Raw genomic sequence first — 9,693 nt, 5'->3', positions numbered from 1 at the left:
ACTTACAAGGTTAAAATAGGGATCCAAAAGAAAAACCAAAATGGATTAAATCTACAAAAAAGAAAGCTTGTTGAGCATCAATCAGCACAACAAACTTTCTTCCTAATTCATTCGACAAAAACCGGGCGGTGCCAGGCACCTATTCTTAGTGAGGCCTTGCTAGATAAACAGCAAAAAGAATGAGAATGATTCCTAGCACGATGAAAAACTTGTATAAAAAGTTACGTTTCCTATGAGAAATACCCAAAATGGCGAAAAAAATGCCAAGTATGAATGATATGAGCATTATATAGAATCCCATTTTATTCATTCCTTTCAAGAGTAATTATTCGTTCATGACGATTGGCCAAATCTAAATCATGAGTCACTGTAATAACAGTAGTATTAAACTCTTTATTCATATCAAAAAGTAGATTAGTAATTTTTTCTTTATTTGCTGAGTCCAGAGACGCAGTTGGTTCATCTGATAAAATTATTTGGGGATTCATAATTACAGCCCTAGCAAAAACAGCTCTTGATCGTTGGCCACCAGAACACTCAAGCGGTTTTTTTTCCAAAATGGACTCAATTCCAATTTTATTAATAATTCTTTTAAAGTGATCTTGAACAGTTAGGTCTTTTTCGATGTTTGCATACAAAAGAGGCAATTTAATATTATCCTCTAGGGTCAAAGAATTAATTAATGCGGACTCCTGAAGAACAAAACCAATTTTTTGATTACGCCACTCAGCTAGTTTATTTCGTGATAAATCCTTAACAGATGAATCAAAAAGCTTATAGTTCCCTTGATATTGTAGGTCAAGTAGACCAATAATATTAAGCAAAGAAGTTTTACCAACTCCAGACTCCCCTATAATAGATAGTCTTTCCCCAGGTTCAACTTCCAACTTAAAATCATTTAAAATAGAAAAACCTTTCTTCTTGAATGTTTTTTTCTGGATTTCTAGTTTAATTATACTACTCATGTTAAAACCCCCACAGAGATCGGAATATCTTTAATTTTTTTCATTGTAAGTTCAACAATCGTAAACCCAATAATAAAATCTATAAAGAGAACAATAAGTAAAGCAATCCAATCCATACTTATTAAGCCAAATATACCGTAAGTAGCAAAAATTGAGTCTTTCCTTAACCAAAAACCGTATCTATTGAAAGCGGTTATCACAAATAATATGATTAGATTAATAGAAAACAATATTCCAAAATAACTATACAAAACGGCTCTTAGTTTTGAATAACTTAATCCAACTAATAAATTGATTGTAAAATCTTTTATCATTAATCGAACACTTGTCAACGTATTCCAGGCAGCCAGAAAAACAATGATTATGAGTAAAATAAAGGTGATAGTACAGATGATTATTAATGAATTAACATAATAATCTTCAAAGTAATTAAAATTTTCTTGTTGATTAAAAAAGTTAAATTCTAAACCTAGATTTTCCTGGATATGTTCATTTAAATTCATTGCTTTCTCTTTTGTCGAATCAAGAAGCACAATGTCCATCAAACCATTAACGTGTAGGTCCAAACCCGCACTTTGAATAAATTCCTCATTTACAGGTAGAAAAATTGAAAAATTGAAATAATTTTTTGAATTGGGAGCATAAAAATTAGAACGATGAGCATTCTCCTTCAAGACTCCTTGAACGTTTAAATTGACTAATTGTTGGGTGACAGGATCTGTAATCTCAATATTTGACCCTACAGGATATGTTGTCGCTAGACCTGCACCTACTAAAACAGGTATTTTTTCTTTATTAAAGTTATAATTGAAGTTTAATTGGTTTCCTTGAGATAATCTAAGTTGATTTATTTTATAAGCCTCTTCATTGATATAATGGAAAGAAACTTCCATCTTATATTTATTATATAAAGAAGTGGCAAAACCATCGGCTCGTAGAGCATAAGTATAATTGTTGTTTAAATATTCATATACTTTTTGTGTATCATCTATTTCAATTTTATCAAAATTAGCTTCACTATTCGGGTCTAGATTAGCAACAAAAATTCCTTCTTGATTCAGAGTTTCTATTTCTTGATAACCTTGAAAAGTTGAAATAATTGAACGACCAACAGTAAAAGAAAGATAATTAGCTAAAAAAAGTAGTATTATCATACCCACAACAAGTATCCATCTTTTTAAAAATACTCTTGTTATAAAAAAACGTAAAATTCTCATTCTTTTTTCACCTGACCTGCACTAATTAATATATATACAATAAAAATTAAAACTAAGTAGAGATTGCTGGTTATATCCACCTCTAAATAGAGGTTTAATGAAAGTGATAGTAAAAAGCTACACACCATGATAGCTAGACTATTCAAGATATATCGGATCACAATATTCACCATTGTATCTCCTACAAGTATTCGGCAGGATATTTCTGTTTTCCTACGGTTTAAAAATTGATAGTGAAATACTATTATAATAAACGTAAGAAAAACGTTTATTATAACTTGATAATCTGTAATACCTTTTAAAAAAGACGTTAAAATAAAGGAACCTTCTAAATTCAAAGTTTGTACATAAATAAATGTTAAGTTTGAAGCAAAACAGATTAGATAGATAGCAAACGCCTCAAAAACGTCGATAAATCTAAATAAAGAACATTTCATAAACTACTCCTTAAAGTTGGCATGTAGTAAGCTAACTTACCTATTCGTAAAATACATTTTGAAATATCCATATCTTTCCCCCTAAAAAAATAAATCTATTCTTTGGTGTTTGAAGTCGATTCACTCTGATATTCAAGAATATCATCAGGTTGACACTCCAAAGCTTTACAAATAGCTTCTAAAGGATAATCGCCTATCCATTTTTCAGAATAGAAAGGTTAGCCATTATTATTCCAACTCTTTCAGATAATTCTGTTACACTCATTTATCTTTTCGCTAACATTACATCGATATTAATTATAATCGCCTCTGTTTTTACCTCAGACTGTTAAATCGTTTTCCGAATTTATATCTAAGTATTTTTTAATATTTTTTAATGAACCGTAGTGAAAACTGCAATAATAACAGAAGTAAAAATAATTGTTAATCCGATGATTGCTATTACCGGATGTAAATCATTTTGTGATTAAAATGGGATATTGCAAATAAGCAAACTCTGGATACATTTCGGTATGATTTGCTAGCAAGGCAACAAAAATATACACAAAACAAGTACCGTAATTTCAATAAGTGAAACAGTTACCTTTAAAAAGAGTGTTGTTCCTCCTTTCATAAAATGTAGCTCACTTATTTATGATAAATTTAATTTTAACCCTTTTTTATCGTTTGTCAATAAATAATTACTTATTAACATTATATTATTATTGTTTTATTATCCTAAACTTTTTTTGAAAGTGCTCCGATTTATTTTTACATCCTCTTTCTTACTGAAAATGTTCCATTGCAAAATTCAATGAAAAAAAACCTACCAAAATTATTTCTTGGTAGGTTTTTTTATTAAAGAACTAACTTATTTTTATCTTAATTTTTGCTTACTTTTCCGGAATACTGAATGTAGGGGAACAGAGGCCTGTTCCTTTTGCAAACTTTTTATTAGAGAACATCTATACACAACAATAATAATTACTGTATTATATCTGATTAACCAGTCTCTTCCCTAGATTATAAACGATGAGTGAAAATCCCGCTCCATAGATTGGTATGCAAGTAGGAAAAAGAATCGTATCTCTCATTTAAAGGTTAAGCTTCAAAAATCAGCATCTCCATATAAAAATATCGTCTCATGCGCTAGTAGGTTTAACAGAAAATCATTATCAAACGATGATTATATATAAAATATGTAACCCGTCTATTGACACTACCTCCCAGAAAGCTAGAGAGTTCCATTAACCCCCTTGTACTGTTTCAGGAATCTCTGATGACATCTATACTTTGCAACCCCCCAAAAAAACAACCAACAATAATTGTCGATTGTATTTCGAGTATCTCCATCAATATCTAAAATAATCATCATTGTATAAATAACAGCCTTTTCGATTTTTTTTCACCTTTTTACTTGAGCATTAGTATTTTCAAGATAAGATTCCCTCACTTTGGTACAAAGAAAACGATGAAATTTTTTCAAAATAAATATATATAAAATTATAACAATTTCAAAAAATATAACATACCATTTAAATAAAGACCAAACCAAAATATGAAAGATAAAATATATTAGAATTGAATAGGCAAGACCAAAAACTAAATTAAATAGGATCAAGTGGTAGATCTTTAATTCATCTCCCTTACTAACTGTTGCTTTTTTTCTCTCATTTAAATCGATTACTTCTTGCTTTATCCGGATATAAGGATCAATAAACCAATTAATGATCTTATCAATAAATAAGTATTTATTTCTCAAGTCTTTTAAGATATTCATACTTTCATCCTTTCTATATACTATTTGCTCTTTAAAAATGAGCCTATTCAGAATAGTTTATCGTAACGATAATCCCTAAACAATAGACTCATTTTATTTAATCTATAGAAAAATTTACTCCCACTCGACTTACTTGTAAAAAAACCTATTGCTAAATGCGGTGAGATAAGATGTTTCTATTTTTATATGCCGATTTAAAAGTATGTATAATAATATAGTTGGGTACCGCTAAGTTACCAATTGTGTATTTATTTAATGGTTTTTATATTTTTGATTGACTTATGTTTTAACAAGTGATAAATTAGTATCAACGTGATAGTATCATATTTATATGCGAGGTGATGAAAATGGATAAATTAAGTTTGTTAGAGAGTTTAGCATTAAATAACAACTTATCGAAATCTGAAATGAACGTAGCTTATTACTGTTATAAGCAAGAGAGATCTTCTAAAGATATTGGAAAGTATTTGAATTGGCAAGCTCCCAATGTTGCAAGATTGTTGTTAGCTATGAACAATAAAGGTTTTTTAAATCGACGGATGGAAGATGATAAAAAATCCTACCTGTATACAACCAACCTTGAAAATGAGCTTCTTAATATTGAATAAAATTGTCTTGACTTTAATTGACAGTTTTATTTTTTTCTCAACACAACTATCAAATGTATAGTGTATATTAGATTTACAAAGATATGAAACGTATATTCGTGATTTTAAACTAGGAGGAAGACCAATGAAAGATTTTATTCGTGAATGGATTGAGAATGACTCAAAGGATTATGAAAACTACTTAGATTATCAAGAAGAGCACCAAGAAATTTGGTCTGAGGAATGTGAGTTGTAATGGTATATAAGCCTTCTGAAAGGATTTGAAATGATATGTCTGAATATCTGAAACATTTTTATACAGAATTACTAGATCAATCAATCAAAAGTCATAAATACTATCAGAAATCCATTCGCGAATTGGAAGAGGATAACCTTATAGGATATGACGTGTACGATATTGCAGTTAAAAGTAATCGTTTGGCATTAGAACGTATCGAATGGTGTCTTTCAAAATTAAAGGAGGAATAATTATGACATGTATTAGAGCCCCTAATACTAAGTGAGTTTACGATTGTAATGTTAAACGATAGGAGGTGAATGAAAATGAAAAATGAAAGTGAAAAAACACTTAAGAAATTACACGAGCAATCTTCAAAAATTAATGTCAAAGACTATCCTTCTATCCATAATATAGAAGTTGATGAAGGTATCTCTGTTTTAGAATCATGTTTTTCTGGAGAGGGTAGAGTGAATCAAAAATATGCTAAGGAAACCTTAATCTCGCATAAGTATGCTCAAGATGTTCGACATTTTGAGACTAATAACACAATGTTACAAGACATTAGAGAAGGGAAAAAAATCGTATTCAATAATTATAAAAAATAACAATAGGGGAGCTTGTTTCTCCCCTACATAGTTGGAGGTTTATATGAAACAGTTAAAAGAAATAATTTATTTTTCAACTCCTTTTCTCCTTGTTTATTCCTTTATAGGAATGTTAGTAAGTTTATTTTTTTCTAAGAGTGATTATTTCGCATTTGGAAGGTCATGGTTGGCTATTAGGCGGTTAGAGGATTATGCACCCTATGATTTAGCATATGAATTTGATTTTGAACTGAAAGCTTGGGAAATGTATTTTTTAGTAGGTTTATTCGTGTTACTAGTGCTTATTATTTCTAAACAACTTGAGATGTTTGTTGCCAATCGAAAAAAAAAGGAGGTTCAGCATGTCCCTATCAAATAATGCTAAATCTTGGGTTTTTTCTATATTAGGATTTGCTTTTTTATTTCTATCGCTGTTTATTTTTCAAACCTTCCTTGTTTTCACAGGGGGATTTCTGCTATTAGTTGGATTGTATTACAGCTTTAAGGCTAGCTCGTTTTTCCGTTTTATGATTAGGGTTAAAAGAAGAATAACAAATGGAAGGTAAAGAGATTTCTCTGCTTGATCGATATACTGATTGGTACTCTATAATGAAGAACTTAGAAGTATTTCTTCACATTTTATTTATATTGCTCATGATAACCATATTTTTAACTTCTGCTGGGGCTTGGTCGTTTATGTTGGTTACCTTAATAGCTTATGTGGCTATTTTAGTTCATAAGGTAATGAAAAAAAAGAGAAACCGAATCGCCAAAAAGCATTTCATTAAAGATAGATTGGTATATTTCATTAAGGCAAACAGTTTGTATGAGGAAGGTATCCGAGAGTCAGAGCAAAGAGATAATCAAGGTCGATGGAAAACGGTCAGAGAAAAATACATTTCTAATTCTGCTGTGTTTTCATACGAGCAAACAGATAGAAAATTGATTGTGTACGCTCATAAGAATGCAGATAATTTTACTGCTAAAATGTCACAACTAGAAGAAGGCTTGTCAGCATTGTTTGGCTTACCTGTTGAGAGAGTCGTAAACCGAAATACGCTCGTTGAATACCATTTAGTTATTGCTCCACCAGAACGCTTAGACGTATCGGTCATAAGTGAAATAAGTATGGTTGATGGATTAGATATTAATCTAGGGTATGGCGTTACATATAATCCTGTAAAATGCCCTCATATTCTGGTCTCTGGTGGTACTGGGAGTGGTAAGAGTGTTTTTATATCATTTTTACTGCTAGAGTTTATAAGACGTGAATCCACCGTCTATATTTGTGATCCGAAGGCTAGTGATCTCGGGAGCCTTTCGCATTACATAGGTGATGAAAAAATTGCTACTACACCTAATAATATAGCTCGTGTGGTAAGGCTTGTGGTTACAGAGATGAAAGAGCGGTATGCATTTATGAACGCTAATTTTAAGTATGGGAGTAACTTTGCAGACCATAATTATAGCCCTATCTGGCTGGTGTTTGATGAGATGGGAGCGTTCCAGGCTAGTGGCACAGATAAAAAATCTAAAGAATTGGTAAATGAAGTGATGGATGGACTAAAACAAGTCATTCTATTAGGACGTCAATCTGGAATTTTTTGCCTAATAAGTGCTCAGCAAATGAATGCAAACACCCTTAACACAGATTTAAGGGATAATTTGGGGTTAAGAATTGCTCTAGGAGCAAACTCTAGTGAAGGTTATCGCATGATATTCGGTTCAGCAACACCAGAGAACATCCCTCCAATTGAAACAAAAGGCGCTGGGCTTCTGTACATGCAGGGTAGTGGTGAAGAATGTGCTAAATATTGGGAATCCCCCTACGTTGATATGAAAAAATTTGATTTTATCGCTGAATTGAAGAAGCTCTTGTAATTAAAAATTAACCCGTCGGTTCGAGTGATTTTAGTGTTCTTCTAAAATCACTTGAAACGTCGGGTCCCAGCAGCCGTTCTTTGGCTGATGTGCACTTGAAAAATAAAATTGAAAAGGAATGAATATAAATGATTAAATTAAATGACTTCTTAAAGCCAGAATTACTAGGTAATAAATTTGTAGCAATAAAAGGCTATTCAGAAATAAAAGATAGAGAGACTCAAAATTTATCTGCATTTCGCTTGAATGTCTCTATACAACAAGAAGATTCAGATTTCTTCATGGAGCTAATTCAAATCAAGGTGAAAAATTTGAACCCTACCTTAGGATTTAAGGATATGGAGAGCAATAAGGCTATTCCTGTAGTATTGAAGGACTTACAGGTTGGTCAATTTAATGGGAATTTATGGTTCTCGTGCTCTGATGTATTGCCAGCCAAGTAGATAAATAGATTTTTGTACCTCTTGAGCCGAGGACAAGAACAGGACTGCCCGACGGAGTCGGCAAGCGGAGCGAGTCAGTGGAACGGCTGTTCTTGGAATTGGCTTTTAGAGGTACGGAAGGGAGTGTTAACTCCCTTCCTAGTTTATTTATTATATAAACAATAGTTTGGCGAAAGCCATTATTATTAATTTGAAATTAAAATTCATTAAGGACTGATTATTTATGTCTGGTTATAATCAGAAAATAATCCGTTCTGGTTCTTACGTAGAGATTTGGGAATATGAAAAACCTATTTTTATAGAGGGTGCGCTAGTTGAGAATTGTTCTACTGAACAAGTTGATGAAGGTGAAAAGAAAAATGGTAAGCGTAGATCATTTGAGGAATTATCAGAAGATGAACAACAAGAACGTTTGAATAGAATGAATAAAACTAGATTAGAAGCAAAGTGGAAACTACTTAGACTTGTTGATTCTAACTTTTGTGATAATACTTCTTTTCTAACGTTGACTACGAAAGAAAACATTCGAGATAGAAACGAGTTCATCAGTAATTTAAAAACATTTATAAAGAGATTTAATTACCATGTCTATGATACGAAAAAGAGTAAATTGAGATACTTAGCAGTTTTAGAACGTCAAAAGAGAGGCGCTTGGCACAGCCATTTATTATTATTTGAAGTTCCCTTTATACCTCATAAGGTATTGTTGAAATTATGGAGACATGGAGCCGTTCGGATAAACAAGTTAGATCATTTAGATGATTCAACAAATGCTGGTCGCTATGTAGTTAAATATATGGAAAAAGGTATTGGACAGGAATTATTAGAAAACTTCGGAAAGAAAGCTTATCTTAGTTCCAGAAACCTTAAAAGACCAGAAGAAACAAAACTTCTTTTGAAAGACAGTATAGAGTTGGATGAAGAATCAACTCTATATGAAACTGAATACGTATCGAAAAAATATCGAAACGGTAGGCTCGTAGATAATCCTGTGAAATATAAAAAGATAAAGATTAATGACAATTATTTTAAAAGTAACTAATGATAGGAGCTTTAAAATGAGGAGCTTTAAATTGAACAGAATTGATAATAACTCCCCTAGCGGTACTTATCTTATTACTACTCGTTCTGGGAGTAAGTATTTTTTAGAAATATCGGAAGCCACTAAAAAACTAGTGCGTGTAAATCCAAAATTCGGATTGCGTAAAGATGGTGAGCAAATCGAAGTTAAAGAAATTATGACTCTTGAAATTGGAAAGCCTGCTATTATCTGTATAGAGCCATTAGGTTTGGGAAGTGAAACTTTCCGATTAACCACTGAAGTACTTGATATAATTTTTTTTGTGTGAGATTGGGAGTGCAAGTAGAAATATGTGTTTAGATTTTTTGATAAATCATATTGAAGAAAAATGAAAGTGAGTAAACAGGGAGATGGTTTTATGAATATAGTTTGTAAAAAAGACTTAATCGAGCTGGGGTTTCCAGTTTCTACAGCTCAGAGTATTATAAGGCAAGCAAAGGTTCAATTAGTTGCTGAAGGGAAAACACTTTATCTCAACAAACGATTAGGAGTTGTGCC

The 9,693-nt window shown here is 31.5% G+C and carries 14 protein-coding genes and 1 pseudogene; 10 read left to right on the top strand and 5 right to left on the bottom strand.

The annotated features are described in order from the left end of the window. Positions 1 to 183: hypothetical protein (locus tag OWO01_RS15510; RefSeq protein WP_268781392.1), on the top strand; the 183-nt coding region annotated here is incomplete at its 5' end. Positions 184 to 302: 119 nt separating this feature from the next. Here the strand turns inward: OWO01_RS15510 and OWO01_RS15505 are convergent. From OWO01_RS15505 to OWO01_RS15485, 5 genes and pseudogenes are all read right to left on the bottom strand, one after another. After that, positions 303 to 965 carry an ABC transporter ATP-binding protein gene (locus OWO01_RS15505; RefSeq protein WP_268781391.1) on the bottom strand — a complete coding sequence of 221 codons (663 nt, stop codon included), beginning with the start codon at positions 963 to 965 and terminating at the stop codon, positions 303 to 305. Beyond that, positions 962 to 2,182 carry a peptide ABC transporter permease gene (locus OWO01_RS15500; RefSeq protein ID WP_268781390.1) on the bottom strand — a complete coding sequence of 407 codons (1,221 nt, stop codon included), beginning with the start codon at positions 2,180 to 2,182 and terminating at the stop codon, positions 962 to 964. The genes OWO01_RS15505 and OWO01_RS15500 overlap by 4 nt, the downstream gene beginning before the upstream one ends. Next, entirely contained in the window at positions 2,179 to 2,619 is a 441-nt protein-coding gene (locus OWO01_RS15495) for a hypothetical protein (protein WP_268781389.1), read from the bottom strand. The genes OWO01_RS15500 and OWO01_RS15495 overlap by 4 nt, the downstream gene beginning before the upstream one ends. Positions 2,620 to 2,714: 95 nt before the next feature. Further along, positions 2,715 to 2,884 (bottom strand): annotated as a pseudogene (locus OWO01_RS15490) (helix-turn-helix domain-containing protein). 1,119 nt (positions 2,885 to 4,003) lie between these two features. Continuing rightward, positions 4,004 to 4,378, bottom strand: a complete 375-nt coding sequence (locus OWO01_RS15485; protein ID WP_268781388.1) for a hypothetical protein — start codon at positions 4,376 to 4,378, stop codon at positions 4,004 to 4,006. Positions 4,379 to 4,725: 347 nt separating this feature from the next. Between OWO01_RS15485 and OWO01_RS15480 the strand changes: the two genes are divergently transcribed. The 9 genes from OWO01_RS15480 to OWO01_RS15440 all read left to right on the top strand — a co-directional run. Continuing rightward, positions 4,726 to 4,986 carry a hypothetical protein gene (locus tag OWO01_RS15480; protein WP_268781387.1) on the top strand — a complete coding sequence of 87 codons (261 nt, stop codon included), beginning with the start codon at positions 4,726 to 4,728 and terminating at the stop codon, positions 4,984 to 4,986. A gap of 270 nt (positions 4,987 to 5,256) precedes the next feature. Then, on the top strand, positions 5,257 to 5,454 hold the full coding sequence (locus OWO01_RS15475) for a hypothetical protein (RefSeq protein WP_268781386.1): 198 nt from the start codon (positions 5,257 to 5,259) through the stop codon (positions 5,452 to 5,454). A gap of 75 nt (positions 5,455 to 5,529) precedes the next feature. After that, a complete protein-coding gene (locus OWO01_RS15470; protein WP_268781385.1) occupies positions 5,530 to 5,811 on the top strand; it encodes a hypothetical protein in 282 nt (93 codons plus the stop codon). 43 nt (positions 5,812 to 5,854) lie between these two features. Further along, positions 5,855 to 6,169, top strand: coding sequence for a hypothetical protein (locus OWO01_RS15465; RefSeq protein WP_268781384.1), 315 nt, complete (start codon positions 5,855 to 5,857; stop codon positions 6,167 to 6,169). 176 nt (positions 6,170 to 6,345) lie between these two features. Next, positions 6,346 to 7,671 carry an FtsK/SpoIIIE domain-containing protein gene (locus OWO01_RS15460; protein WP_268781383.1) on the top strand — a complete coding sequence of 442 codons (1,326 nt, stop codon included), beginning with the start codon at positions 6,346 to 6,348 and terminating at the stop codon, positions 7,669 to 7,671. A 128-nt stretch (positions 7,672 to 7,799) separates the two neighbouring features. After that, entirely contained in the window at positions 7,800 to 8,114 is a 315-nt protein-coding gene (locus tag OWO01_RS15455) for a hypothetical protein (RefSeq protein WP_268781382.1), read from the top strand. A 223-nt stretch (positions 8,115 to 8,337) separates the two neighbouring features. Next, a complete protein-coding gene (locus OWO01_RS15450) occupies positions 8,338 to 9,156 on the top strand; it encodes a rolling circle replication-associated protein (RefSeq protein ID WP_268781381.1) in 819 nt (272 codons plus the stop codon). A gap of 31 nt (positions 9,157 to 9,187) precedes the next feature. Beyond that, entirely contained in the window at positions 9,188 to 9,463 is a 276-nt protein-coding gene (locus tag OWO01_RS15445; RefSeq protein ID WP_268781380.1) for a hypothetical protein, read from the top strand. Positions 9,464 to 9,523: 60 nt separating this feature from the next. After that, the coding region (locus OWO01_RS15440) for a DUF3173 family protein (RefSeq protein ID WP_336284402.1) at positions 9,524 to 9,693 on the top strand (170 nt) is incomplete at its 3' end.

It is taken from the genome of Natronobacillus azotifigens, assembly GCF_026805325.1.
In the GTDB taxonomy this organism is placed as follows: Bacteria; Bacillota; Bacilli; order Bacillales; family Amphibacillaceae; genus Natronobacillus; species Natronobacillus azotifigens.
Note: the sequence above shows the minus strand (reverse complement) of the source record. Positions and strands in the feature narration are given on the sequence as shown.

What these genes read in the sequence shown, in the direction of transcription:
- OWO01_RS15470 (WP_268781385.1), top strand. Translation starts at nt 5,530, where the DNA reads ATGAAAAATGAAAGTGAAAAAACACTTAAGAAATTACACGAGCAATCT.
- OWO01_RS15495 (WP_268781389.1), bottom strand. Translation starts at nt 2,619, where the DNA reads ATGAAATGTTCTTTATTTAGATTTATCGACGTTTTTGAGGCGTTTGCT.
- OWO01_RS15485 (WP_268781388.1), bottom strand. Translation starts at nt 4,378, where the DNA reads ATGAATATCTTAAAAGACTTGAGAAATAAATACTTATTTATTGATAAG.
- OWO01_RS15500 (WP_268781390.1), bottom strand. Translation starts at nt 2,182, where the DNA reads ATGAGAATTTTACGTTTTTTTATAACAAGAGTATTTTTAAAAAGATGG.
- OWO01_RS15455 (WP_268781382.1), top strand. Translation starts at nt 7,800, where the DNA reads ATGATTAAATTAAATGACTTCTTAAAGCCAGAATTACTAGGTAATAAA.
- OWO01_RS15450 (WP_268781381.1), top strand. Translation starts at nt 8,338, where the DNA reads ATGTCTGGTTATAATCAGAAAATAATCCGTTCTGGTTCTTACGTAGAG.
- OWO01_RS15480 (WP_268781387.1), top strand. Translation starts at nt 4,726, where the DNA reads ATGGATAAATTAAGTTTGTTAGAGAGTTTAGCATTAAATAACAACTTA.
- OWO01_RS15465 (WP_268781384.1), top strand. Translation starts at nt 5,855, where the DNA reads ATGAAACAGTTAAAAGAAATAATTTATTTTTCAACTCCTTTTCTCCTT.
- OWO01_RS15505 (WP_268781391.1), bottom strand. Translation starts at nt 965, where the DNA reads ATGAGTAGTATAATTAAACTAGAAATCCAGAAAAAAACATTCAAGAAG.
- OWO01_RS15460 (WP_268781383.1), top strand. Translation starts at nt 6,346, where the DNA reads ATGGAAGGTAAAGAGATTTCTCTGCTTGATCGATATACTGATTGGTAC.
- OWO01_RS15475 (WP_268781386.1), top strand. Translation starts at nt 5,257, where the DNA reads ATGTCTGAATATCTGAAACATTTTTATACAGAATTACTAGATCAATCA.